The organism is Tenacibaculum litopenaei, from assembly GCF_964514025.1.
GTDB classification, from domain to species: domain Bacteria; phylum Bacteroidota; class Bacteroidia; order Flavobacteriales; family Flavobacteriaceae; genus Polaribacter; species Polaribacter litopenaei.
This window is the reverse complement of the sequence record NZ_CAZEQT010000003.1, coordinates 134,908-161,752: the sequence shown is the minus strand read 5'-3', so window position 1 is coordinate 161,752 and position 26,845 is coordinate 134,908. Positions and strand designations below refer to the sequence as shown.

Here is a 26,845-nt window from a genome sequence, read left to right as displayed (position 1 = left end):
AATTAACGTGATTTTGTAACTCGTGTTACAACAAATAATTTGGTTTTTCCAGAAATTTGCACAAACTTACAAAAACGAAATAGTTATTACACTTATACCCTGAGATATGTTTGGAAAAGGTTACAAATTATACAGTATCTTTAGAAATAAATGCCCGCGTTGTCACGAGGGAGAGTTTTTTAAATACCCCTTGACAATTAACCCAAAAAAAATTACGAAACTCCACGATAACTGTCCGAGTTGTAATTTAAAATACATGATGGAACCTTCTTTTTTCTTTGGTGCCATGTATGTAAATTACGCAATTGCAGTTGCCTTGTTTGTCGCAATTTTCATCATTTCTAAAGTATTTTTAGGCATGAGCATCCTACACAGCTTTATTGCCGTTGTTGTCGTATCAACATTGCTAACCCCGGTGAGTTTACGCCTATCGCGCATCATCTGGATTAATATTTTTGTCGCTTACGATAAAAAAGCTAAAGAGCTACAAACTGAAAAGTAGTTAGGCAAAACGCGAGATGGCTATTTCACTGTCGAGTGCCGTTTTGTGTTCTATGTGTGAAAAAAGTTCTTTTGCTACCGTTGGTGCTATCAATACCCCCCGTGTACCCAACCCATTGAGCACTGCGAGTCGCTGATGGTCAGGATGTGTTCCTACCAAAGGCCTTCTGTCTTTTACTGTAGGACGAATCCCTGCGGATTGTTTTACAATCGTATAGGGAACAGAAATTACTTTATCGAGCTTTTCAACCAACTCGGAACGTCCCTCCTCCGTTGGTTCAGAAGTTTTATCCGTCCAGTTAAAGGTCGCCCCTACTTTGTAATGATCATTCCCTAATGGCATGACAAAAACTGCTGCTTTTAATAAAAAATCAATTTTTAGGTCCGGAGCGTGGATATCCATGATTTCTCCTTTGGTTCCCATCAATGGCAAGTGATTAAAAAAGGGGTTTTCTTTGATTCCATAGCCTTCGCAAAAAACGATATGTCCAGCTTCTAGATCCTTGTATGACAATTGCTCTTCACCTATTACTAGTTGATTGTAGTCGAAATTTTCTCTTCGAATACTCTGTTTACTTTCGAGAAACTGCTGGTAGGCAGCCACGAGCTCTTTTGTTTTCAACCGCCCGGTTCCGCGCAAGGTTCCGAAGCCCATAGTTCCTAACACTCCTGGAATTTCCGATCGCTCTATGGTCGTATTCATATACTCCCCTAAGTTCGGTTTGTCCAAAGCAACGAACCAATTATTTTCATCTGCTACTGAAGTAAACATCTTTTTCGTAGCAAATTTCGTATCGACATCTACCGCTAATTTAGTGGCCAAGGCATCGTAAAACGGCAGTGCGTACTGCAACTGCTCATGCGCGTTCCAAGCTGGAGTAAATCGCTTTAAAATAACCGGATTGTACACCCCTCCTGCAATTAACGAAGAGGTTTGCGATGCATTTTCAAATACCATAACGGTTTTACCATTATCCAAAGCTTCCTCTGCAAAGGCCATTCCTGCCAAGCCTAAACCTACTATAATATAATCGATTTTCATAAGTCAAAAATACGAACATTCGCTCGAAAAAATCGCGATCGTTCCGTGAAACTTGTTCTTTTTTTCCTATTTTAGGCCGTGCTATCTCAATAAAAATTGCCATGTATCAATCACCTGTTGATCTACTACAAATTAGTATCTCTGAACTCGAAAATTTAGATGCTAAAGCCATTATCAGGCTCGAAAAACGTTTGCGTCTTATTCACCGACAACAAAACAATACCGCCTATAATAAAGATCTGCAATTCGAACTCCTAGATCAACTGAAGCAAGAAGATACCAGAGCCTGTATTTTATTCGTAGAACGCTACCCTCATTTCAAGACCTTTTTAAAAAACGGAGAGTGCACAGCTCCCAAGGTATTTAACTTTGATAGTGTCTCTGAGGAAATTCCTGCTTCCCTAGCCTCGTTTCTAGCACCATATATGGAGGCCTTGTTTATTCCGATACTAAAAAACTCGTATCGAAACAAAAATTTTGACATCATCAATCAAGCACTCAGTGCTGATTATCTGTTTACCGTAAGTACCTTACAATTTATATACGATTATATAATTCAGCAAACAGAGTTACTGGCAAAGTCCATGCATGAGGTTACCGCTAGAAGGATGTATCTAACGCATCCTGAGGTCACTTATAAAAGTCATATCAAACTGCTCAACGCAATTCCAATAGGACAGGTGAAAAGCGTCAAAATCGATTATATCAACGCCCTGGTAGAATACTATAATAAAACCAAAACAGCCAACCGTGAATACGAGCATATGAAGTATGCCTATCGCTTGTTTAGCGCAATTGAAATTGACGATCCCAACCTACAAGATCACCTGAGTGTTTTAGCGCGATTGGGCTACGAAGAACCCGGGTATCAAACTACAGCTCAGAACAAAGAAAGTAAGAGCTACGCCGGACAAATATTTGCTATCATTATCGGCGTTATCGTATTTGTGGCAAAAATGAACCGAGCCCAAAATTCGTATGTGCCGAGTAGAGATGTACAATACAAAGAAACGAGTGTTTACAATCAACAAGTGTCAAATGTCTTTTCAGACTTCCAAACGCGGTACATGAAAAAACTATTTGGACGGACCTATATACTCAATGAAGTTTATTACGACAGTATCTCTACAAATTTTAAAACAGGGCAATCGATACAAAACTATTTCAATTCGCTAACTAAAATTAAAAACGGGCGCCCTATTTGGATACGCAACGACAGTGATCACCAAGCTTTTGTGTTTAGCACGCACAAAAAACAACCGGTATTTTTCAATTCTTACATAGCCCCTGGTGATTCTCTCCAGATACATCACCGCACAGAAACGGATTACTATTTTTACACAGGTGATGAATATACTCAGCTCTCTTATGCCGATGCCTCAGAAAGTACGTACAAACGCATGTCGAAAGAAGACTTAGCTACACTTCAGTATAAGTACAAAGTTTTTATTGCCAATGACTCTTCAAAAATACGCATCACCGACAAAGGAGTTCAGTTCGATAACATCTCTTTTGACCGCTATAAAAACACCTATTTATCCAAGTATCGCGTGCCTGAAAATCTCAGTGTGATCAACGCTCCTAAGACCGCCTTTTTTAAACGCCTTTTACGAATGTCGTCTGTTCGCCCAAGAACCATGCGAAAACTGCGATTGCGCAACGGCGCCAACCCCTATCCTAATCAATTCAAAGGCAAAGATCACAAAACCTTGGAAGGACAAGAAATCATCGTCAAAAACAACGATGAACGAAAAGGTCTACTTGTTTTTAACCGCAATACTCCTGAAGAGCGTAACTACGCGACCTATGTGGTTCCAGGAAAGCAGGTTCGCATAAAAGTAAAGCCGCAAAAAGATACCTTGTACTTTTACAGTACTCCCCAGCTCTGGAGGAGTAAAAAAGGAGACACCCTGGTGTACCTTACCGATAAAAATAGGGTATTGGCTAAAAAGCCATACCCTATGAAAAAAATTTTTAAACCTTATATGTTTTTCAGGTTCTACAAAGATAAAATTACCATCATAAAATAAGTTTATTGCAATCCTGTCTGATCGCTTTTTCGCAAGGTCGATTTATCTTTGTCCTCACGAGGTAGCAAACTAAACAACTGATATACTACAGATTTTAATCGGCGGTAATCCTGTTGTTCCAATGCTCGATCACCTTCTTCGAACATACGATCGGCCTTTATGCTATCGGTAAATTGCTCACTGTTCATTTTATAATTGATAAAAACATCGATAAAATTGCGGTCATCTGCGTTGAACAGCGTTCCTAACAGCGATTCCATTTCTTTTACTTTGGCCTTGATTAGATACTTGTTTCCCGAATTTAAAACTGTCTTTTCATCTGCGATAATTTTTTCGAACTGATGACGATACGATTCATTGGCTTCCTCATTGAGTTCTGCTTGTACGGAAGCCTTCACCCATCTGTATTCAGTGAGATCATCGTTAAGTGCGCGTTGTCTTGTCAGTAGATCAAAATCGTTCATCAATTTTCTCTTCTGATTATCAATACTGTATTTCGTATCACTAACATCATCGTCAGGTGCAAGTGTTAACGCAATTTGCAACTCTATTAATTCGTCTTTAATATGCTTAATTTTAGCCAGGAACTCATAGTTATCCTCATGCATATTTAACTCTTGTTCTAACTTGTAGATACAAGCCCCAAGATCTCTGTCGAGTTCTGATTTTTCGAGATAGCGTTCCGAAGGTGTAAAGTTATTTTTGAACTCCTGCTCCGTAAAGTTGAGATACACATCGACCTTTAAGTCTCTCGATTCTGACAGGGTAATTTCAAGTTCTATATCGGTTCCTTTGATAAGATCCGCCTTTAAAGCCTTACCTGAAATCTCGACAAAACCTATGGTTAACCCCGAACTAGGAAGTCCAACACTCGATCCTTCCACTATGTTAATTCGCAAACTGTCATCACTGTCTTTTAAAATTGATTTGGAAAGTGTTTTGTACACCATTCGTTTCAATGGTAACAGACTATTCTTGGCAAATATGGGTTCTAAACGGGTAACTCCATGAGTTAAATCGTCAATTTCTAAGCAAATATCTATTGGCAATACCTGACCTTTTACTTGATATTTCCCTTGATTAATGATGATGGCCCCGTGTTTAAATACCTCTTGTTGATCTGCATCGGTAATGAGGAGTTCAAAAGTATTCAACTCTCCTTGTAGCAAATCGACATATACAAAGGCTTCTTTAGAAAATGCTACACTTCCGGTATCGAAACCTCCATCTCTTCTTTTAATGCGGTAAAACCCATTAAAATCACCCTGAGCCGTGAGGTGAATCAGTTCTTCCTCATCGCGAGAACTTCGTTCGTATACCAACTCAAACTCCTGCGCCTTTGCAAGTGCTGCATGTTGGGACTCTGCTGTGTCTTCTGTGTGTTTTTTGGGTTTGGTTCCTGCAAAATACGCGGCACCTATACCTACGGCTTCGGTTGGGTCTACTTCCGTCCCTAACGCAATGCCAAACTCATTTTCTAAGCAGGTTTTCACATAGGGAATCATCGTGGTTCCTCCTACCAACAAAATTCGATCAATACTATCTGCCGTCAGGCCATTAGTCATTAGCAAAGATTTGGTAAACTCAAGCGTACGCTGCACTAATGGTCGAATCAATTGGTTGAACTGATCTCTCGAAATCTCGACCGTTTCATAAACATCTTCGTCATCGTATTCCAACTCTATTTCCACTTTATCGAAAACACTGAGTTCCTTTTTAGCCTCTTCTGCTTTGTACAACAGCTCGTAGTACAAGGTTTTATACTTCCCTTCTTTTTTACGACATTCTTCCCATAAATTAGGAACGCCTAAGGCCTTTTCTAATACAGGAATCAACACCTGTTCTACCAACGTATTATCAATGTCCAATCCTCCTAAAAAATTATCACCAGCATTGTCCAATACGTCTATTTCTCGGTCGTCTATTTTTAAGAGCGCCACATCAAAAGTCCCTCCTCCAAAATCATAAACCAACCAACGCTTTTCCGCTGACAAATCTAATTGCTGCCTGTTTGCAAAGGCCAAACTCGCAGCGATAGGTTCTTGCAACAGGTGAACTTCTTTAAATCCAGCCTTTTCTCCCGCTAACTTAGTTGCGTTGGACTGGATGGTATCAAAAGAAGCAGGTATGGTCACCACCACCTCTGACGGTTTCTCTCCTGTGTGAATAAAATTTTTGAGTTCCATCAAGATTTGAGAAGACAGATCAATAGGACTAACTTCCGCGTCTCTGTTGGGTACCCAATAACGGTCAGAAGTTCCCATTTTTCGCTTAAAACAAGTAAACACATTTAAGGGATCTCGTTCCGAAAATTCCCGTGCCTTATCACCGATCAACGTTCTATTCTTTCTGTAGGCTACAGCCGAAGCTAACGTAGCCTTTAAGCCTAATGGATTTTTAAACACTTCTAAGTTCCCATTTTGATAACAAGCAATCATACTATTGGTTGTACCCAGGTCTATTCCAAAATTTACTGTTTTCATATATCTTAATTAAGCGACCATAACAATTCCTTTCTGCACGAGTACCAGCGTTCCTCCTTCTCGTTTGTACACAATTGGTTTCAATACCCTCGTAATTTTCATCTTATCGTGGTAATCACAGGTTAAACTTGCCTCCACATCGGTACGTTGTTCCGTAAACTTTTCACCCATAGGATTCTTGGCTACAAAGCCACAGGCATCCAACTCGTGATACATTCTACGGATATTTCTACTTAAACTAACACCCTCTAAGCGCGCCGTTTTGGCTTCGATTTCAAATAATTGATTTAATAATTCTATCATAACATTTTAATGCAGTGAACTCAAATATACAAAAACAAAAAGAGCTTGCAGTTGCAAGCTCTTTTCAATATTGTTTTATAGAAATACTAGTAGTTCCACATATCCATTTCACGGTCACGAATACCTTCTTTGATACGGTTTGCTTCTAACAATTGGAATAGTGAATTTCCACGTACATAGTCTTTAATAGTTCTATCTCCGTAAAGGTTTTCCTCTTTTTCGATTGTCGAAGTAAATCTTCTCGCATTCAATAGGTTATCATACGATATAGGACGCGCAGAATTCAATGGATTAAATACCTTTGACTTGTGCAATGTTTCACGAGCATCTGGATAGAATACCCAGAACAACGCGTATACATTGTCTTTATCATCGATTTCATCACGACCAATAACCTGTACATCCGGTGCCATTGGAGCGATACCTAATAAACGGTATTTCAATTCTCCTTGACGCTTATCGAAATACCAGATTCCTTTAATCGTATATCCTTTTACTAATTCTGACTTAATTTCGTACTCATCGATATTTCCATATCCATCATCACGCTTGTCGATAGTTTTTTCAGAAATTTCCTGAGTTCCTATCTTAGTCGTAAAATACGAATCGTCGTATACTTCAGTAATTTCACCGTCTTTAATACCTTTTAACAAGGTATCGTATAATGACTTACGGTTGTTACCAGCACTCACGGTATCAATTGGATAATAGTAAGGTAAGTTAATTTTTTGGTTCAAATCTATATACTCCCATACTACTTTAGACCAAAGCACATCTCTGTCACTAATGTGACCATAGGGCAACGGTTTATCATCCTCAGAAGCTATTTGAGCTTCAGACTTAAATCCAATTTGGCTTACCTTTTTAGCATTTAAAAGGTTTGCTTGGGCACTTGCATAACTTGTAGCGACAAGTGTTAATGCAACCAAATAAAAACGCTTCCAATTCATACTTCTATAATTTTACTTATTAATTTGTAATTTCAATATTTACGTTGAATACCTTCTTGATTTTAACTCCCGATCCAACAACCGATGCGTTAATACCGAAGATAGTAATGATATCACCTCTTCTAGCTCTTTGTAAAGCTTTCTTGGCTCTAGCATTTAAACGCGTTCCTGACACAGGTATTGTAACCTGCCCTGGAATTTTAATTTTAAAGCTCGATACTTTTAAACGTAAATCAAATAAGAAATCTGGTAGTCCAGCTCCTACTACAATCTTCGCCACACTCGCTTTAGGCATTTTTACCGTACCGTATTGGTTACGGATTGTTCCTGCTGCTGGTGGAATGTCTTTAATTCTAAATTTCTTTACAGAGCTCACCGGTGAACCGTCAGGCAATTTACCGCTTACGCGAATCGCTACCTCGTTACCTCCCTTTGGACGCATTACGTAGTTGTCTCCACTTGTACGCTTAAGTCCTGGGGCAATAGCAGATACTTTGTTACCAGGTATTCCTGGAATCGAAATAGTCATTGGGTTGGCTAACCCACGGTAGACTACATTCATTTTGTCTGCTGAAATAACTGCACTGTTAGGTTTTGGGATTACAGAGTAAGTAGTTTCGAATGGAACTGGAATTTCTTCTCCTTTTTCCGTAAAGAAGATGGTTCCTTTGATTTTCTTATCTCCTACAGAACCTGCTGGCATGTCTACTACAACGTGACCATCCTTAAAGTTCTTGTAATCTTTATTCTCATTAAACTCAACACGTGTTGGTTTTAACGTAGCATCGTATCTACCTAATACTACCGATCCAGTAACTTTTTCACCTGGGTAAAATGCATTCTTATCTAAGGCTACGATACCGTTGTACTTGCTCATAGAAACCTCTGCCTCTAATTGCCCTCCAACTAAACTGTTGATAATTTCAGATTCCGTAGTACGAACGTCTCCTTGAATTTGACTTACGTTTGCGATTGATGTAATCAAAGGCATTCCTTCATATCTACTTTTTAACCAAGGAATATCTTGACCTTCCGCAGATTTGTCGGGGTTTGTATTAAAACGCTTATCGATGTTTGTCAATAAAGTAGTACTAATACTATCTCCTAAAACTTCTTTTAATGCTTTGTTGTACTTATTAATCTCCGCTACAAACTTATCACCTTCTGGTGTAAATTTATCTCCAGCGAATAACAATTCATCAACTTTGTTTGATCCTTTTTGAGACTCGTAATTTTTCTCGTCTTCTGGAGCGATGTCTTCAGACATCTTCCCTTTCAATCCTGCTAAATAACTAAAAAACTCGTTCGAAGCTTCATTTACTCGTTTGGCCTGGTCATAAATTGGACCAAACTTTTCACGTTGTTCTGAAGCTTTCGTTTCAAGGCTTTTTAACGCATTGGTATTGTTCTTAGTTGCGATGATATTCGCATCCTCGATTTTTTCTTTCATAAATCCAAAAGATGATAATACCTTTTTGTCCATCTGCATTGCTAGCATCGCTAAGAACACTAGGTACATCAGGTTAATCATCTTCTGCCTTGGTGATAGTTTTCCTCCTGCCATATGATTCTATTCTTTAAAAATTAATAATTAGATCAGGGTCTAATTATTTGTTAGACATTGCAGATAACATACCACCATACACTCCGTTTAACGAAGATAAGTTAGATGCCAATGAATCCATTTGCTCTTGTAAACGTTGTGAATTTTCAACTAAAGAAGAGTTTAAATCAGCTTGCTTGCTAGCATTCTCTACTTGCGTAGTGTATAAGCTGTTTAACGATTCTAATTTAGCAGCTGCCATAGACATTTGCTCGTTGTATTGGTTAGTAGAAGAAATAGTTGCTGAAGTAGAAGTCAATCCTTCTGCAGCTCCTTGGAAATTCTTAATGCTATCTCCTAAGCTAGAGATTAACGTAGCATCTAATTTCGCTTCTTTTAAAATGTTGTCTAATTTTTGAGATAACATAGATTGTGCTTCGTCTGGGCTAGCTTCTTTTTTCTTGCTACCTCCTAATGAAGTTCCTCCAGCCAATTCTGGATATACTTTTGTCCAATCTAAATCTTCTTCAACTGGTTCAAAAGCAGAAAGTGCGAATACTAATGCTTCAACCGCCATACCAATTGTTAACATCAACCCTCCAGTTAAAAAACCGAATTTAAAGTGCATAATTTTAAATAAAGCTCCTACAATAACGATAGCTGCACCTAGACCATAGGCCATGTTAAATAATTTCTTAGTTGTTTTTGATTGTGCCATAATTTTACTTTTTAAGGGAAATTAATTTTGATTATTATTTATTATTTATTTGGGTTCTTGCTTTTATTTACTCTTGTTTGTTCCAAGGTAATCTTGAACAGTTCTAAATCCGATATAACTTCTTGCAGTATCAGCGTACTCCCAGTCTCTTGAACTTACTTCTAAGAAATAAGCGACATCTTTCCACGATCCTCCACGGATAATTTTTCTTCTGTTCTCAGGGTTTTCAACATTTGGGTTCATTGTTGACCCCATGTAATATGACATTTGGTTGTATGCCGTATCAGTCCATTCTGCCACGTTTCCTGCCATATTGTACAATCCGTACTCATTCGGGTTGTACGACTGCGCTTCTACAGTATACAAGGCACCGTCGGCTGCATAGTCACCACGAACAGGCTTAAAGTTTGCCAAGAAACATCCGCGGTCACTTGTTGTTGTAGGACCACCCCAAGGATACTTCGCATAGTTCAATCCACCACGCGCAGCGTATTCCCATTCTGCTTCCGTAGGTAAACGGAACGCTGGTACTAATCCTAACTTCTTTTTAGAACGTTGGTAACTGTTTTTATTTTGTGTTCTCCAGTGACAAAACGCTTTTGCTTGTCTCCAGTTCACCCCTACTACCGGATAGTTTTCGTATGCTTTGTGCGCAAAGTACTCTTGGTGCATAGGGTCGTTGTAAGAATAGTTAAAGTCTTTGATCCAAACTGTGGTATCTGGATAGATGTTAATTACCTCGTCTTTCATAAAATCTTTTCTATCTTTTCCAGAACGGGCAGCTTTTTCGTTATCAAACCAGTAGTATCTATAGTTCAACAACTTTGTATTAAAGGTACGGATACCATTTAACGCTTCGTCTTTCTTGATGTATAAAGAATCCATTACTTCAACGTAATCGGCATCTGGATACTCTTGTTGCTCCCAGATAATTTCTTCTTGCCAGTTCAACGGCTTCAAAGAATCCAATCCTTCACCTAGTTCGTAATAGTTTTCACGCATGTACTTGTCATAAGCAGATTCGTTTACCGTATCTTTCGAAGCAAAGGCATATTTTTGAATTCCTTCAGCTTTACCTTGTTCCTCATCACCGGTAGTTGCGAACTCAGCTTGCATAGCTAACTTAGTTCTGGTAATCGAGTCACGTACCCAAAACACAAACTGTTTGTATTCGGTATTGGTTACTTCAGTTTCATCCATATAAAAAGGCTGAACAGTAACTGTTTTTGTCGGTGCGTTCATGGCTCCTAGGGGATCTTCATCTTGTTTACCCATAGTAAAAGAACCTCCTGGAATTTTTGCCATTCCGTAAGGTTTTTCAGCAAACCACTTCCTCTTGGATTTAACTCCTACCAACTCTCCTCTATCGCCACTAGAACCACAGGCGTAAACGATAGACACTAATAATGCAAATACTGCTAATTTCTTCATACTTTATTCTTTCTTATAAAAAGAGGCGTAAACCTATTATTTTTTTTATTAAAAAACAATTTCGAGTTATAAATTTTAGACCTTTTACAGCTAACTTACTTTTAAGCAAGCTTTTGCAACGCCTTAAACCATCTTTCTGGTATTTTATGACTCAGCGCTTGCTCATAATCTCGATAGCTACATGGTATTAACGCGTGTCTTTTGTGTTTATTATTCGATATTAAATTTATTTCCATCCACCAACGACCGCTCTTATCACTTTTATAAAAGTTCATTGGGTCATCGTCTTCTAATACCACAGTATACTTCTCATAACTTTCTTTGGTAGCATACGGGTAATCATTGGCACGGTAATTCACTCCTTCTATAAAGTACCATATCATTTGAGCCATCAACTGCGCCGTTTGGTCATTGCGATCCAAAGCGCTACTATATTCATAGACACCAAATGAAGTAACTTTGTCACTTATTCCTGCATAACGTGCTATAGCACAAGCTTCTTCCCCGTGAAAACCATTGGGAGCCCCTTGTGCATTTCCAGGAGCGTCGCTTTGACGAATGCTCCCAATATCAAAACTGACGATATCTGCATCACGCATGATAGGCTCAACCAAAGTAATGTCTTTCACTTGTCCTAGGCGGTATGCATCAAAGTACAGTTTGTCTAATAAATTAATTTCTTCTTGTGAGTTGAAATAGGTTTGGTAACCGATATTGCTATAGTTAAACAAATTATTCGGTTCTTCCATGATAATCCTACTGAGAAAAGATTGTGATAAGCGCACTTGCTCTCCCTTTCCTAAATCAAAACGACTATCTACAGCCACCAAATTTACCGTCTGCTCCAAACTATCATAAGCGCGATAGTTGGCATAGGTTAAATCTTGGCTACCGCCAATGAGGATTGGAATAATATTCCTTTTCAACAATGCTGTAAGTATGGTACGTACGGCAAAATAAGTATCTTCTACCGTATTCCCTTGTTTCACTGTACCTATGTCCGCGATTGGCGCATGCCATTTCCCTGGATACAAAGCGTACAGTGCCTTTCGTATTCTGTAAAGTCCTTCTTCACAGTGAGTCTGTTCGGACCCGCGACCTTCAGCTACCCCTACAATAGCCAAACGCACCCCTGATAAATCAGGGAAGCCATCATTTTCCGTAAACACACGGACAGTAGCACCAAGACTGGTGTTGGATTGTGCCAAAATATTGGCAACTACTGTATTATTGACCGGCGATAAAAAATCGACATTCATCTATTTAAGGGGATTAAAAGGAATCGCAATATACTAAAAAAACTATCTTCTGCTAGTAATAGTTTATTTCTTTTTTTTCACAGATTTCCTCTTAGGTGTTTTTGCCTCAATCATCTTAACAGCCTCGTCTTGAGTAAGTTTCTCTATCTCTGTTGTCTTAGGAAGTTCTACCTTAATTTTCCCTTTGATAACATTGAATCTACCCCATCGAGCTTTTTCCACACGAATTCCAACTTCTTCGAAGTTGTGAATTAATTTTTCTCTTTCCTTTCTCTTTTTATCTTCAATCAACGTTTCGATGTCTTCTTGTGACAAATTGTCGAAGTCGTATTTTTTATTGACGTTGATAAAAATCGAATTCCATTTTAAATACGGGCCAAATCTACCCACACCCTTTTGTACTGGCATACCTTCGTATTCTGCTATGGGCGCATCTGCTTTACGCTTGAGCTCAATAAGCTCTATAGCACGCTCTAAAGTAACCGACATTGGGTTGTCATCTTTTTCTAAAGATACGTATTTTGAATCAAATTTCACATACGGTCCAAAACGCCCGTTTGCTACTTCGACTTCTTTTTCTTCATACAGTCCTAAAACCTTAGGTAATTTAAAGAGATCCATCGCTTCTTCATAAGTAATGGTACTCATATTTTGATCGCCTTGTAAACTGGCAAATCTCGGCTTCTCTTCATCGGTCGCCTCTCCAATTTGGACCATGGCTCCAAAGCGTCCCAAACGCACGTATACATTTTTCCCACTGTCCGGATCTATTCCTAACAAACGTTGTCCGCTCGCTCGCTCAGCATTTGCGGCAACATCCTCTACTCGTACGTGAAAGCCTTTGTAGAAATCACGGATCATTTCCGTCCAATCTTCTTTACCTGAAGCTATTTCATCAAATTCGTTCTCTACTTTCGCCGTAAATCCGTAATCTAAGATAGACTCAAAGTTTTCAACTAAGAAGTCATTTACAATTTTACCAATGTCCGTAGGTACTAATTTACCTTTGTCAGAACCAACTTTTTCCGTCAGGTTCATCTCTTTAACAGCGTTGTCTTTTAACATTAACTGCACGTATCCGCGCTCCTTACCTTCTACGGTTCCTTTTTCGATATATTGACGTCGCTGAATAGTTGAAATCGTCGGCGCATACGTAGATGGACGTCCAATACCGAGTTCTTCCAGACGCTTAACCAAAGCGGCTTCCGTATATCTTGCAGAAGGTCTTGTATAGCGTTCGGTTGCAGAGATAAACGTATTCTCTACGCGCTCATCTACCTGTAAGGCAGGGAGCATTCCAGCTTGCTCTTCATCTTCATTATCGGTTCCTTCCAAATATACTTTTAGGAATCCTTCAAATTTTATCACCTCTCCATTCGCTACCAATAACTTATCGTTGGCATTATTTTGAATTTTCACAGCGGTACGCTCCAATTGCGCATCACTCATTTGAGAGGCAAGCGTTCTTTTCCATATTAGGCTGTACAATCTGTCCTGATCGTAATCTACTTGTACTTCGTGCTTGGTCATATCTGTAGGACGGATGGCCTCGTGTGCCTCTTGTGCTCCTTTGGCCTTGGTCGAGTAATTTCTCGGCTTGCTGTATTCCGGTCCGTAATAATTAGATATTTCTTCCTTAGCTGCGCTTTTTGCATCGTCCGATAAGTTTACACTATCCGTTCTCATATAGGTAATCAAACCGGCTTCGTATAAACGCTGTGCCATCATCATGGTCTTCGCAACCGGAAATCCTAATTTCCTCGAGGCTTCCTGCTGTAAGGTCGATGTGGTAAACGGTGGTGCTGGCGATTTCTTAGCAGGCTTTTTCTGTAAATCAGCAATGCTAAATTCCGCATTTAAACAGCTATTCAAAAAGGCTTCTGCCTCTTCTTTAGTTTCAAAATTCTTTCCTAATTTGGCTTTAAAACGTTTTCCTTGCGCATTAACAAACTCCGCATCAACGCGGTATGACGCTACGGGAACAAAGTCTTCAATCTGGCGTTCGCGTTCTACAATCAAACGAACCGCTACCGATTGTACACGTCCTGCAGACAGTCCTCCTTTTACTTTTCTCCAAAGTACTGGTGACAATTCGTACCCTACCAAACGGTCCAATACGCGTCGTGCTTGTTGGGCGTTTACCAAGTTGTAATTAATGGTTCTAGGGTTTTCAACGGCGTGCAATATGGCCTTTTTGGTGATCTCGTGAAAAACGATACGTTTCGTTCCTTCCTCTTTCAACTTCAATTGTTCCGCTAAGTGCCAAGCAATGGCCTCTCCCTCGCGGTCTTCATCGGATGCTAACCAAACCGTTTCTGCTTTCTTGGCTAAATCCTTAAGTTTTTTAACAACCGACTTCTTGTCTGTAGATACGATGTATTTGGGTTTAAAATCTCCTTCGACATTTACTCCTAATTCTTTCGACGGTAAATCCGCTATATGTCCGAAACTCGATTCTACCTGATAGTCTTTTCCTAAAAACTTTTCAATAGTCTTCGCCTTTGCTGGTGACTCAACTATTACTAAATTCTTTGCCATAATTCTTACTCTTAATCTAAGCTACACCTTATTACATGTAAACTTTTATAGTTTGCAAAAGTAGCCACTTTTTTTTTATTAGACCTCGTCTTCTAAAATTTTACATTTATTTAATCCAAAACGAGCTGAATTTACGAATTAATTTCTGTCATCTTGTCATAACTTATACATTTTGGTTGTATCTTTGCAGTCTATTTTTCATCACGATATTAGGATTTTATGGAACACGTAGAGAAAGTTATTGACGAAAAAATTCAAGGAAAACCGTTATTAACAGAGCAAAAGGAAGGCAATTCTAAAAAACTCTTTATAGAGAGTTACGGTTGTCAAATGAATATGAACGACAGTGAAATCGTCGCTTCGATTTTAGCAGAGCAAGGTTTCAATACTACTGGAGATATAAACGAGGCCGATTTGGTTTTGGTGAACACCTGTTCTATACGTGAAAAAGCGGAGCAAACTGTTCGCAACAGACTGCAAAAATACAATCATGCCAAACGAAAAAACCCAAAAATGAAAGTTGGAGTTTTAGGGTGTATGGCAGAGCGATTAAAAGCTAAATTTTTAGAAGAAGAGAAAATTGTAGACCTCGTTGTTGGGCCAGATGCTTACAGAGATTTACCGAACTTAATAGAAGAAGTTGATGCAGGTCGCGACGCTGTTAATGTTATCTTGTCAAAAGAAGAGACCTACGCCGATGTTTCGCCTGTGCGTTTGAACTCCAATGGAGTGTCGGCATTTGTTTCGATTACCCGTGGTTGTGATAACATGTGTACCTTCTGTGTGGTACCTTTCACACGTGGACGTGAACGAAGTAGAGACCCGAAGAGTATCATCGAAGAAATTCGTTCGATGCACGAAAAGAATTTTAAAGAGATTACCCTCTTAGGTCAAAATGTAGATTCGTATTTATGGTACGGAGGTGGATTGAAGAAAGATTTCAAAAAAGCTTCTGAAATGGCGCAAGCTACGGCTGTTGACTTTGCACAGTTATTAGACATGTGTGCGACCGAATTTCCAAAAATGCGTTTTAGATTCTCGACGTCCAATCCTCAAGACATGACTTTAGACGTTATTCGAGTAATGGCCAAACATCAAAATATTTGTAAATACATTCACTTGCCTATCCAGAGTGGTAGTAATGCCATGTTAAAAGCAATGAATCGTTTACACACCCGTGAAGAATACTTAGAGTTGGTGAAAAACATTTACGAGATCATTCCTGAAATGAACCTGAGTCAAGACATGATTGCCGGTTTCTGTGGAGAATCAGAAGAAGACCACCTCGACACACTCGACTTAATGCGTCAGGTAAAATACAGTTTTGGATTTATGTTTGCCTATTCTGAACGTCCAGGTACCTTGGCTGCCAAAAAGATGGAAGACGATATTCCGTTGGCGATTAAGAAGAGACGTCTTCAGGAGATTATCAACTTACAGCAAGAACACAGTTTGTTCAGAGCTCAAGAGCACGTAGGCAAAGTTCAGGAAGTACTTATTGAAGGAACTTCTAAAAAATCAGACCAACACTGGAAAGGAAGAAACACTCAGAATACTGTAGTAGTATTCCCTAAGGAACATTATAAGATGGGCGATTTTGTCAATGTAAAAATTGAAAGTTGTACCTCTACCACCTTGATCGGAACTGCTGTGGATTATTCGGAGAACAATTAATAATTCAACTTAAAAATTACTATGAAAAAGAAAATTACACAAGCCTTATTACTAGGCTTAGTGCTAAAGAGTGCCTGTTCAAAAAACGAAGGTGACAATAGCGATGCAAGCGCACGTAAAACAAAAGCAACTCATATATTATCGTATACAGCAGAATTTAAGTACTAAGTAACTATGGAATCACTTCAAGCAGTAAAACAGCGCTTCGGCATTATCGGAAACGACTTACAGCTCAACCGAGCTATTGAGAAGGCTATTCGAGTAGCTCCGACTGATATTTCCGTACTTGTAGTTGGTGAAAGTGGGGTTGGGAAAGAGAGTATCCCTAAAATTATACACGCCCTATCACATCGCAAACACGCGAAGTACATTGCTGTGAACTGTGGAGCAATTCCGGAAGGAACCATAGACAGTGAATTGTTCGGACATGAAAAAGGAGCTTTTACTGGAGCGACTACTACGCGTAAGGGCTATTTTGAAGTGGCCGACGGCGGTACCATATTTTTAGACGAAGTAGGAGAACTACCGTTGACAACTCAGGTACGTTTGTTGCGCGTGTTGGAAAACGGTGAGTTTATTAAAGTAGGATCTTCTCAAGTTCAAAAAACCAATGTCCGCATCGTTGCTGCTACCAATGTAAATATGCACGAGGCCATTGCCAAAGAAAAATTCAGGGAAGACTTGTACTACCGTTTAAGTACGATTGAAATACCACTCCCTCCCTTGCGAGAACGCGGAGAGGACATCCATTTACTGTTCCGAAAATTTGCTGCTGATTTTGCCCAGAAATATCGAATGCCTACTATCCGATTGGATGAAAATGCGGTAAAAATGTTATTGACCTATAATTTTCCAGGAAACATACGACAATTGCGAAATATCGCAGAACAAATTTCTGTGGTGGAAGAAAATCGTTTAATAACACCTGACAAACTGGTACAATACTTGCCTAACTTACGAGGAAATTTACCTGCCGTAGTGGGGAGCACGCAAAGTTCACAAAACGACTTTGCGAGTGAACGCGACATTATGTATAAAATACTCTTTGACATGCGCAACGATATCAACGATTTAAAAAAGTTGACCTTAGACCTGCTAAAAGAAGGAAATTCAGCCGAGGTACAAGAAAACAACCATCGTTTAATACAGCGTATTTATCAAGAAGCTCCTGCTGCACAACCTGAGGTAGAAGTAGTACAAATACCTGAAACTACATCTAACCACACTACTTTTGATTATATTGAGACCATCGAGGAAGATGAAAATTTATCGCTTCAAGAAAAAGAGGTGGAAATGATTAAAAAATCGTTGGAAAAAAATAATGGTAAGCGCAAATTAGCGGCCAAAGAACTCGGAATTTCTGAACGCACACTTTACCGAAAAATAAAACAGTACAACCTTTAAAAAAAAAATGAAAATAGTTATCAAATACTTACTCGTACTCTGTACAGTGCTCACCGTAGTTTCTTGCGGTGTTTACGGATTTTCAGGAGTAAACACGGGAAATGCCAAGACCGTACAAATTAACTTTTTCCCCAATCAGGCTCCCATTATAGAGCCGACGTTGAGTCAACGCTTCACTCAAGATTTCCAAGATTTGTTTACCCGACAAACCAATCTGACCTTGGTTAATAATAGTGGTGAATTGCTCTTCGAAGGAGAAATTGTAGACTACAGAATCACACCGATGAGTGCCACGGCCAATCAAACGGCTGCTCAAAACCGTTTGACCATCGTAGTCAACGTTCGTTTTACAAACAATTTAAAGGAAAAAGACAGTTTCGAAAAACAATTTTCATTCTACTATGACTACGGTGCTTCACAGCAATTAGTCGGTGGACTTTTGGACACAGCACTTGAAGAAATTTTAACGAGAATTACACAAGATATTTTTAATGCCTCGGTGGCCAACTGGTAACAGCAATCGTGTTAACACCTAATTACATATCAAATCTGATCAAAGCCTCTTCCTTTCGAGAAGAAGATGCTAGCACACTCAAGGAAATCATTGAGAAATACCCGTATTTCCAACCTGCACGTGCCCTGTACTTAAAACTGTTGCAAACCAAAGAGAGCTACAAATTTAATCAGGAAATTAAACGTACAGCGGCCTATACTGTTGACCGATCAGTTTTATTCGATTTGATTACGGCTACTGACTTTAGTACGCAAACAAAAGACAAAGAAGTCGCTGCTAAAAAGCCCTTGAAGGAACGCTTGCTCAAAGGAAGTCAACCAGCAGTCAAAAAAGCAATTGAAGAATTGGGTATTGACCAGCCGTTGCGGTTCACCCAAAACGATTCCTTTTCTTTTAATCAATGGCTCGAGTTAACGCAGAGCAAGCCCATTCAGCGCAAACCTGCAGTGAAAATTCCTAAAGAGAAAACAGAACAGGAAAAAATAATCGATCGATTTATAGAAACCAGTCCTAAAATCAGCCGTCCTAGCAAACACAACACCGGTGATTTTAAAGTCGCAGAAAACAAACAAAACAACCAGCTTGCCACGGAAACCTTAGCAAAAGTTTACCTGGCACAAAAGAAATATGACAGTGCTATTCAGGCTTATAAAATATTAAGTTTGAAATATCCAGAAAAAAGTGGTTTCTTTGCAGACCAAGTTAAAAAGATCAAAATTTTACAAAACAATAAATAATGACTACATATAATTTAGTATTAATTTTAATTTTAATAATTGCGATAGCTTTAATCTTAATTGTAATGGTTCAAAACCCTAAAGGAGGAGGATTGTCTTCTTCATTTGGTGGAGGTGCGCAAAATATCGGAGGAGTTCAAAACACAAATTCCTTTTTAGACAATACAACTTGGACCTTAGCCATTGCTATGTTTGCGTTGATATTGATGGCGAACTTCGCTATTCCTAGAGAAACGACAGCAAACGCTCCGCAATTAGAGAATACCTTAGAAGGTGTTCAAACAGCGCCGGCACAAACTCCAGCGACTACCACTACGCAACAAGACAGTGTAAAGTAATACACTTCAACATACTGAAAAAAATGCCAACGTAATGACACGTTGGCATTTTTTGTTTCTCGACACCCTATTATTCTTGAAATTGTGTCAGCATCACCGCCGTGGCACAGTTTCTGACATTCTAAAAATATCTAAATTTAAAATTAAAAAACATCTATAAAATGGGATTAACTATTAAGCCTTTGGCAGACAGAGTTCTCGTAGAACCAGCTGCAGCAGAAACGACCACAGCATCGGGAATCATCATTCCAGATAACGCTAAGGAAAAGCCTCAGAAAGGTACTGTAGTTGCCGTTGGTAACGGTACGAAAGACGAGCCTTTAACAGTGACAGTTGGCGATACCGTTTTATACGGAAAGTACGCCGGAACAGAACTTAAACACGAAGGAAAAGATTACTTGATCATGCGTGAGAGTGATATTTTCGCAATCATCTAATCCGACAAACAATTCAAACTAATAACCGATTCTATTCATAGAATTTCAAACGAAAAACCATGGCAAAAGATATAAAATTTGACGTAGACGCGCGCGAAGGATTAAAACGCGGTGTGGATGCTTTAGCAAATGCAGTAAAAGTAACCTTAGGACCTAAAGGTAGAAACGTAATCATCTCTAAATCTTTTGGAGCTCCGCACGTAACGAAAGACGGAGTTTCTGTAGCAAAAGAAGTTGAATTAGAAGATGCTCTTGAAAACATGGGAGCACAAATGGTAAAAGAAGTAGCTTCTAAAACCAATGATTTAGCAGGTGACGGAACTACTACCGCTACTGTATTAGCGCAAGCTATCGTTAAAGAAGGATTGAAAAACGTAGCAGCTGGAGCAAATCCAATGGATTTAAAAAGAGGAATCGACAAAGCTGTAACTGCTATCACTGATGATTTGGCTAAACAGTCAAAAGAAGTTGGTGACAGCTCAGAAAAAATCCAACAAGTAGCTTCTATTTCTGCAAATAACGACGCTTTTATCGGTAACTTAATTTCTGAAGCTTTCGGAAAAGTTGGTAAAGAAGGGGTTATTACTGTAGAAGAAGCTAAAGGAACAGACACTTATGTTGACGTAGTAGAAGGGATGCAATTCGACAGAGGATACTTATCTCCTTACTTCGTAACGGATGCTGATAAAATGATTGCTGATTTAGACAATCCGTATATTTTATTATTCGACAAAAAGATTTCTAACTTACAAGAAATTCTTCCTATACTAGAGCCAGTAGCACAATCAGGAAAACCGTTATTAATCATCGCTGAAGATGTAGACGGACAAGCATTGGCTACATTAGTAGTTAACAAATTGCGTGGAGGATTGAAAATTGCTGCTGTAAAAGCACCAGGATTTGGAGATCGTAGAAAAGCAATGTTAGAAGATATCGCAATTTTAACAGGAGGAACTGTAATTTCAGAAGAAAGAGGATTCTCTCTTGAAAATGCAACCTTAGACTTATTAGGAACTGCTGAAACTGTAACCATTGACAAAGACAATACAACTATTGTAAATGGTGCCGGTGAAGAAGCTCAGATCAAAGCACGCGTTAATCAAATCAAAGCGCAAATCGAAACGACTACTTCTGATTACGATCGCGAGAAATTACAAGAGCGTTTGGCTAAATTAGCTGGTGGAGTTGCTGTATTATACGTAGGAGCTGCTTCAGAAGTAGAGATGAAAGAAAAGAAAGACCGCGTTGACGATGCGCTTCACGCAACGAGAGCTGCTGTAGAAGAAGGTATCGTTGCCGGAGGTGGTGTAGCTTTAGTAAGAGCTAAAAAAGTATTGGAATCATTAACTACCGACAACTTAGATGAAACTACCGGAATCCAGATCGTAAATAAAGCTATCGAAGCTCCTTTACGTACTATCGTAGAAAATGCAGGAGGAGAAGGATCTGTAGTAATCAACAAAGTATTGGAAGGAGACAAAGATTTCGGATACGATGCAAAATCAGAAGCCTATGTAGATATGCTAGACGCAGGGATTATCGATCCTAAAAAAGTAACACGTGTGGCTTTAGAAAACGCAGCTTCTGTTTCTGGAATGATCTTGACAACAGAATGTGCTTTAGTAGATATCAAAGAAGAAAATCCAGCAGCAGCTATGCCTCCAATGGGTGGTGGAATGCCTGGAATGATGTAATTCTAAAACATTTCAATATTTCACAAAACGGCGTAATTCCTAGGAATTACGCCGTTTTACATATAATCACACAATAAAAAACACTATTCCTTAACATAAAATTAGTATTTCGGCACAATCTTTGATAATTTTTTCATAAAAATTACAAATAAATTACTATGAAAAAATACATTACCCTGTTGCTATTGGGGTTTACTTTCATCGCGAACGCGCAGAAGAGCTCCATTGAAGACTCCTATCACAGGTACTTCGAAAATACACGAGAAATTCCTTTTTTACACCTCAACAAAACGAGTTTTTTTCCCGGTGAAGAAATTTGGTTCAAGGCGTATATGCTGGAGCAAAATTCTCAAAAACTACACAAAACAAGTTCCAACCTCTACGTATCGCTATTCGATGAAAAGGGGGTTTTAAAAAGTCAGCAACTAATCGCCTTAAAAAACGGACTCGGAAAAGGAAGCTTTAAAATAGATACCAGCTTCAAAGGAAAAACCTATTACCTAAAGGCTGCTACCAATTGGATGAAAAACTTTCGTGAGGACTGCGCTTTTGTTCAAAAAGTTGACATCTTGAGTTCTGAGAAACGTCGTGATTTAGCCGCCAAGTCAACTGCTAAGCAATACGAATTTCAAATCCTTCCCGAAGGCGGACACTTATTGGCAAACACCATTAACAACCTCGGTTTGGTGGTCAAAGACAAAAATAATCGTGGAGTCGTTATTGAGAAAGGTATCATCAAAGATCAAGACGGTCACATAATCAAAACATTTAGCACCAATCAATTCGGTCTAGGAAACAGCGTCCTATTCATCAAAAATACTGCACAGTACACTTTTGAAGCTCATTTAAGCGATGGCAATATCCTGACACAGCGCACTGCTCCCGCGCAACTACAAGGGGTAAATTTACGAGTGACGAACAGCAATTCAAAAGTACTTACCGTTACCGTCAAAACCAACAAGGAGTCCTTAGCCGACCTGGAACACAAGGAATACACCATTCTTATCCACAATACCAGAGCCTTTAAAAAGCAACCTTTTACATTCAAAAAAGAGAAATATCGATACAGCTTATTGGTTAACAAATCGGAATTGCCTGCTGGAATCAACATCATCACTGTTTTTAACGAAAAAAATAGACCTTTACTAGAGCGATTGGTCTTTGTAAACAAGAATTCTTTGATTAAAAACATTGCGGTCAATACCACTGTTAAAGACGGGGATTCATTAAAGATAAACGTCACCAACCCATTGAAAGAAAAACTGTATCTCAGTGCGAGTATTTTACCGAGTAATCACATTGGAAATAAGCCCAAAAACTCTATCATAAGTAGCTTTCTTTTAAAGCCCTATATCAAAGGACAAATACAAAACCCGGATTACTATTTTACCAATGGGTCAAGTAAAAAGCTACGCGATTTGGATTTATTACTCATCACTCAGGGTTGGAGTAAGTACGATTGGAATGAAATTTTCAACGCGCCACCAAAAACACAATTTCCTTTTGAGAACGGACTGCGTATCAAAGGTAGCTTTAACAAGGATATCGCTGACAATCAAAGCTTATTAGTTTACTCACACGACAATCGTTTTATCACGCAAACCACGGTTAAAAACAATCAGTTTGAATTGGCTGAAACGTATTTATTAAAAAACACACGTATAAACTTTGCCTTAAAAGGAAAGAAAAAATTTAAAGCGGTACTACCAGTTTTACAATTTTCTAAAAGTGTCTTACCTGAGCGTCTCGCTCCTGAACACCTCGAAACAAACCCGTATACCACAACCAGTTTTACCGCTAATATCAACGATGTTTTTAAAGACTATGAAGTACTTGACGAAGTACTCGTACGTGCCAAAAAAGAAGAAAAAGAGCTCCCTAATTTTGTCAATCAAAGTTTCTTGAAACGAAACAAAGTGAGCAATGGGATTGTTGGTTCGGGAGAAACCGTATTGGACTTCTTAAACTATAAAGGATTCAGAATTCGCAGAACAGATTCGAACGAAGACAACAGTATCGGTGTTGTCAATGGGCAAGTGATTGCTCCATACGATGCTTTAGGTACTAGCGGGAGCCCTGATCTCTCTCAAAGAAATCAACAAGGTCTCAATCGTCCCTTTCGTTTTTTTATCGACAATGTAGAAATTGACGGAACTTGGTTGTTAGAAACCACCTATTTAGATGAAATTGACGAAATCTATTACGGTAATCGCAGTTCGGCAAACATCGGAATGAACGGTAGTGTACAAGTGTATATCTACAGAAAGTCACCAGAGCAATTGACTCGTGTAAAAAACAGAAAAAACAGTCTGATTATCCAAAGAGGATTTGCTAAAGCGAAGGAGTTTTACACTCCTCAATTCTCTTCGTATATGAGCGACGAATTTCAAAAGTACGGTGTTATCCATTGGTCACCAGAATTGCATATCGATAAAGCTACTAACAAAGAGTTTACTATTGACTCAAAGTTACAGGAATCTATGATTATTCAGGTACAGGGAATATCGGAATCAGGAAAACTCATTTACCAAAAATTCGCTATTTAACCAACCCCCCTCACTTATTCTCAATTATATTTATTTGTTTACAAGGGCTACCTATGAAGGGGAGGTAGCTCTTTTTAGGTGTCAAAATAGTTACACACCACAACGAAACCAATCGAACTAGGGCTAAAAAAAATTGACATAACCACAACTTTATTCCAATTTAAACACTTTGTAAAACTATGAAAAAACTACTATTCGCATTGAGTCTTGGAATTGCTACCATGACAAATGCACAAACGAATCAAAACCTTCACGAAGCCTATGATTCCTATTTCCAAAACACTCGAGAAATCCCACATCTTCATCTAAACAAAACTACTTTTTTCAACGGCGAAGAACTCTGGTTCAAAGCCTATGTACTCGAACAAAACTCCGAAAAACTTCATCCTACAAGCACCAACCTCTACGTTTCTCTATTTGACAGCACAGGAAAACTACAACGTCAGCAACTCGTTGCTTTGAAAAATGGTATGGGACAGGGCAGTATTGCCTTAGACTCAACCTTGACTGCTGATAAATACTATCTGAAAGCAAGTACCAATTGGATGCGAAACTTCGGTGACGATACTTCTTATTCTCAAGAAATCACCCTCATAAACTCCAGTGAAAAATCAAGCACTGCCCTTGCCAAAGATCAAAATGACTATTACGAATTCAAACTGTTACCAGAAGGAGGACAACTCGTAGCCAATATCCAGAATAATGTGGGAATACTCCTAAAAGATCAAAATAATATGGGAGTTGCTATTGAAGAGGGATTTATTAAAAACGCTGCAGGCAAAATTATTAAAGAATTCAATACGAACGAATTTGGTCTCGGCAGTACTGTGATTGCAATCGAACGCGATGAAAAGCTCTATTTTGAGGCTCATCTAAAAAATGGTATAATACTCAAAGAGGAACTCGTAGCTCCTCAACCCCTAGGTATCGGTATACGTGTTGTTAACAGTCATAAAGACAATATCAATATTACCGTTAAAACCAACGAAGCCTCTTTACCACTGTTAGACAAAAAGACGTATACAATTCTCATTCACAACACTCGAGCATATCGATCACAGCCTTTTACTTTTAATCTTAAAAACAAACAGTACACCTTACTAGTTCCTAAAAATCAACTACCTAATGGTGTTTCAATTATCACCGTCTTTGACGAAGAGAACCGCCCATTGCTCGAGCGAAGTATATTTAACTACCGCAGTCAAATTAGTCATGAATTAATTCTGAAGTCCGAGATCCACAGCGATTCGATTGCGCTAAGCATTCAAAACCCACTAAATGAAAAGGTGCATTTCAGTACTAGTATACTTCCGTTAAAGACAAAAGCCTACAACCCAACAAATTCCATAATTACTAATTTTTTACTGCGTCCTTACTTGCGTGGAAATCTGCAACAGGCAGCTGATTACCTGAAAAATCCTGATCATCAAAAACTAAAAAATTTAGACTTGTTAATGCTGACTCAGGGCTGGAGTAAATATCGTTGGCATCAAATATTCAACAATCCGCCAACCTCCAACTTTCACTTTGAGAATGGTATTGACATCCGTGGATTCTTCAACACTTCCATCCCAGACAACAGTCTTTTACTCGTCTATTCCGATGACGGCAAAGTAATGACTCAAACTACGGTGGTTAACAACCAATTTCTACTTCCAATGACCTTTGTCACTAAACACTCGCAAATGTCATTCGCGATAAAAACTAAAAAAGGATACAAACCGGTTACTCCCGTATTGCAGTTTGGTAAAAATAGCTTAGCCAATGATCAATTGACAAATATCCCTCAACAAAAACGCTACAAACTAGCTTACCAACTACCTGATATGGAAAGGACCTTCAAAGCTACAGAAATACTTGACGAGGTTACCGTTACCAAAAAAGTAAAATCCAAACACCAACCTGCTTATACCAGCCCTGGACTTTTAACTAGAAAAAAGACGGACCAACTTTCTAAAAGCTCAGGAGAGACCGTATTAAACTACTTAAATTACCAAGGCTATCGCACCACGTATAACAATGAAGAAAATATAGTTTTACAGGCTAGAGCTGGAAATAGGGGGACACTTCAAAATAGCTCTTTTTCCAATAGCACTAACTTCGGTGCGGGGAACCAATTAACCCACAGAAGAAATAGCGTAGCTAGTGATGATGTTATTGCCTCACCAGATTTAGCCAGTGAAAACACCAACTCCTATCAAGTTCGTATTTTTTTAGACAACATAGAAATTACAGAGAATAGTTGGATGTTAGAATCTATATATCTCGATGAGATTGACGAAATATTCTACGGCCGAGTTTATGAACTACGAAGCCTTGAACATATTTACTTATACAGAAAACCCCTTAACCAACTACGCAAAATACATCGTCGTAATGCGAGTATCACTATTGACAAAGGTTTTGAAAAAATTAAAGAGTATTACAGTCCTGAATTTAACTCCTATACGAGTCCTGAATTTCAACATTTCGGCGCCATTTATTGGCAACCTGAAACCCATATCTCTGCTAAGGGAAGTCAACAATTGCATTTTGACGGAAAGCTACAACAAGAATTTCTCATATTTATTGAGGGGATTTCTGAAAGTGGTCAATTCTTTTCACAAAAACTACATATCGCTCCTAAAAGAAACTTTTAAAACACTTACAACAGGTAGCTACCCGATTTCTCGGGTAGCTATTTAAGTACTGTAAACTAACAGT

Annotated in this window: 21 protein-coding genes; 12 read left to right on the top strand and 9 right to left on the bottom strand. The window is 38.8% G+C overall.

Annotated elements, in window-relative coordinates; all coding sequences use genetic code 11:
- The first annotated feature begins 106 nt into the window (after positions 1–106).
- The gene (locus ACKTS5_RS05285) at positions 107–502 is read left to right on the top strand and encodes a DUF983 domain-containing protein (protein ID WP_408042802.1); all 396 of its coding nucleotides are present in this window, start codon (positions 107–109) and stop codon (positions 500–502) included.
- Here the strand turns inward: ACKTS5_RS05285 and ACKTS5_RS05280 are convergent, their stop codons facing one another.
- Entirely contained in the window at positions 503–1,543 is a 1,041-nt protein-coding gene (locus tag ACKTS5_RS05280; RefSeq protein WP_408042801.1) for an NAD(P)/FAD-dependent oxidoreductase, read from the bottom strand.
- A 101-nt stretch (positions 1,544–1,644) separates the two neighbouring features.
- Between ACKTS5_RS05280 and ACKTS5_RS05275 the strand changes: the two genes are divergently transcribed.
- Complete coding sequence (locus tag ACKTS5_RS05275) at positions 1,645–3,573, top strand: hypothetical protein (RefSeq protein WP_408042800.1); 1,929 nt, start codon at positions 1,645–1,647, stop codon at positions 3,571–3,573.
- A gap of 2 nt (positions 3,574–3,575) precedes the next feature.
- Here ACKTS5_RS05275 and ACKTS5_RS05270 read toward each other — a convergent pair whose 3' ends face one another.
- The 8 genes from ACKTS5_RS05270 to topA all read right to left on the bottom strand — a co-directional run bounded on the left by ACKTS5_RS05270 (position 3,576) and on the right by topA (position 14,798).
- The gene (locus ACKTS5_RS05270) at positions 3,576–6,056 is read right to left on the bottom strand and encodes an Hsp70 family protein (protein ID WP_408042799.1); all 2,481 of its coding nucleotides are present in this window, start codon (positions 6,054–6,056) and stop codon (positions 3,576–3,578) included.
- Between the two features lie 9 nt (positions 6,057–6,065).
- On the bottom strand, positions 6,066–6,359 hold the full coding sequence (locus tag ACKTS5_RS05265) for a hypothetical protein (RefSeq protein ID WP_408042798.1): 294 nt from the start codon (positions 6,357–6,359) through the stop codon (positions 6,066–6,068).
- Positions 6,360–6,445: 86 nt separating this feature from the next.
- Positions 6,446–7,309, bottom strand: a complete 864-nt coding sequence (gene porN, locus ACKTS5_RS05260) for a type IX secretion system ring subunit PorN/GldN (protein ID WP_408042797.1) — start codon at positions 7,307–7,309, stop codon at positions 6,446–6,448.
- 19 nt (positions 7,310–7,328) lie between these two features.
- The gene (porM, locus tag ACKTS5_RS05255) at positions 7,329–8,873 is read right to left on the bottom strand and encodes a type IX secretion system motor protein PorM/GldM (RefSeq protein ID WP_408042796.1); all 1,545 of its coding nucleotides are present in this window, start codon (positions 8,871–8,873) and stop codon (positions 7,329–7,331) included.
- Positions 8,874–8,916: 43 nt separating this feature from the next.
- Positions 8,917–9,570 carry a type IX secretion system motor protein PorL/GldL gene (gene porL / locus ACKTS5_RS05250; protein WP_408042795.1) on the bottom strand — a complete coding sequence of 218 codons (654 nt, stop codon included), beginning with the start codon at positions 9,568–9,570 and terminating at the stop codon, positions 8,917–8,919.
- A 63-nt stretch (positions 9,571–9,633) separates the two neighbouring features.
- Positions 9,634–11,001 carry a T9SS ring complex lipoprotein PorK/GldK gene (gene porK / locus ACKTS5_RS05245; RefSeq protein ID WP_408042794.1) on the bottom strand — a complete coding sequence of 456 codons (1,368 nt, stop codon included), beginning with the start codon at positions 10,999–11,001 and terminating at the stop codon, positions 9,634–9,636.
- A 101-nt stretch (positions 11,002–11,102) separates the two neighbouring features.
- A complete protein-coding gene (locus ACKTS5_RS05240) occupies positions 11,103–12,260 on the bottom strand; it encodes a formimidoylglutamase (RefSeq protein ID WP_408042793.1) in 1,158 nt (385 codons plus the stop codon).
- Positions 12,261–12,323: 63 nt separating this feature from the next.
- Positions 12,324–14,798: a type I DNA topoisomerase gene (gene topA / locus ACKTS5_RS05235; RefSeq protein WP_408042792.1), complete on the bottom strand. Its 2,475-nt coding sequence runs from the start codon at positions 14,796–14,798 to the stop codon at positions 12,324–12,326.
- 219 nt (positions 14,799–15,017) lie between these two features.
- On the opposite strand from topA, the gene miaB reads away from it, so the two are divergent.
- The 10 genes from miaB to ACKTS5_RS05185 all read left to right on the top strand — a co-directional run bounded on the left by miaB (position 15,018) and on the right by ACKTS5_RS05185 (position 26,781).
- On the top strand, positions 15,018–16,472 hold the full coding sequence (miaB, locus tag ACKTS5_RS05230) for a tRNA (N6-isopentenyl adenosine(37)-C2)-methylthiotransferase MiaB (RefSeq protein ID WP_408042791.1): 1,455 nt from the start codon (positions 15,018–15,020) through the stop codon (positions 16,470–16,472).
- 21 nt (positions 16,473–16,493) lie between these two features.
- The gene (locus ACKTS5_RS05225; RefSeq protein WP_408042790.1) at positions 16,494–16,640 is read left to right on the top strand and encodes a hypothetical protein; all 147 of its coding nucleotides are present in this window, start codon (positions 16,494–16,496) and stop codon (positions 16,638–16,640) included.
- 6 nt (positions 16,641–16,646) lie between these two features.
- Positions 16,647–17,876 carry a sigma-54 interaction domain-containing protein gene (locus tag ACKTS5_RS05220; protein ID WP_408042789.1) on the top strand — a complete coding sequence of 410 codons (1,230 nt, stop codon included), beginning with the start codon at positions 16,647–16,649 and terminating at the stop codon, positions 17,874–17,876.
- 7 nt (positions 17,877–17,883) lie between these two features.
- Positions 17,884–18,390, top strand: a complete 507-nt coding sequence (locus tag ACKTS5_RS05215; protein WP_408042788.1) for an LptE family protein — start codon at positions 17,884–17,886, stop codon at positions 18,388–18,390.
- Between the two features lie 8 nt (positions 18,391–18,398).
- Entirely contained in the window at positions 18,399–19,127 is a 729-nt protein-coding gene (locus tag ACKTS5_RS05210; RefSeq protein ID WP_408042787.1) for a hypothetical protein, read from the top strand.
- Positions 19,127–19,465 carry a preprotein translocase subunit SecG gene (gene secG / locus ACKTS5_RS05205; RefSeq protein WP_408042786.1) on the top strand — a complete coding sequence of 113 codons (339 nt, stop codon included), beginning with the start codon at positions 19,127–19,129 and terminating at the stop codon, positions 19,463–19,465. Before ACKTS5_RS05210 ends, secG begins: the two co-directional genes overlap by 1 nt.
- Before the next feature lie 161 nt (positions 19,466–19,626).
- Positions 19,627–19,902 (top strand): co-chaperone GroES, encoded by a 276-nt coding sequence (locus ACKTS5_RS05200; protein WP_408042785.1) that lies wholly within the window; start codon positions 19,627–19,629, stop codon positions 19,900–19,902.
- 59 nt (positions 19,903–19,961) lie between these two features.
- Complete coding sequence (groL, locus tag ACKTS5_RS05195) at positions 19,962–21,596, top strand: chaperonin GroEL (RefSeq protein WP_408042784.1); 1,635 nt, start codon at positions 19,962–19,964, stop codon at positions 21,594–21,596.
- A 158-nt stretch (positions 21,597–21,754) separates the two neighbouring features.
- On the top strand, positions 21,755–24,142 hold the full coding sequence (locus ACKTS5_RS05190) for a hypothetical protein (protein WP_408042783.1): 2,388 nt from the start codon (positions 21,755–21,757) through the stop codon (positions 24,140–24,142).
- A gap of 179 nt (positions 24,143–24,321) precedes the next feature.
- Positions 24,322–26,781 (top strand): hypothetical protein, encoded by a 2,460-nt coding sequence (locus tag ACKTS5_RS05185; protein WP_408042782.1) that lies wholly within the window; start codon positions 24,322–24,324, stop codon positions 26,779–26,781.
- Positions 26,782–26,845: the final 64 nt, after the last annotated feature.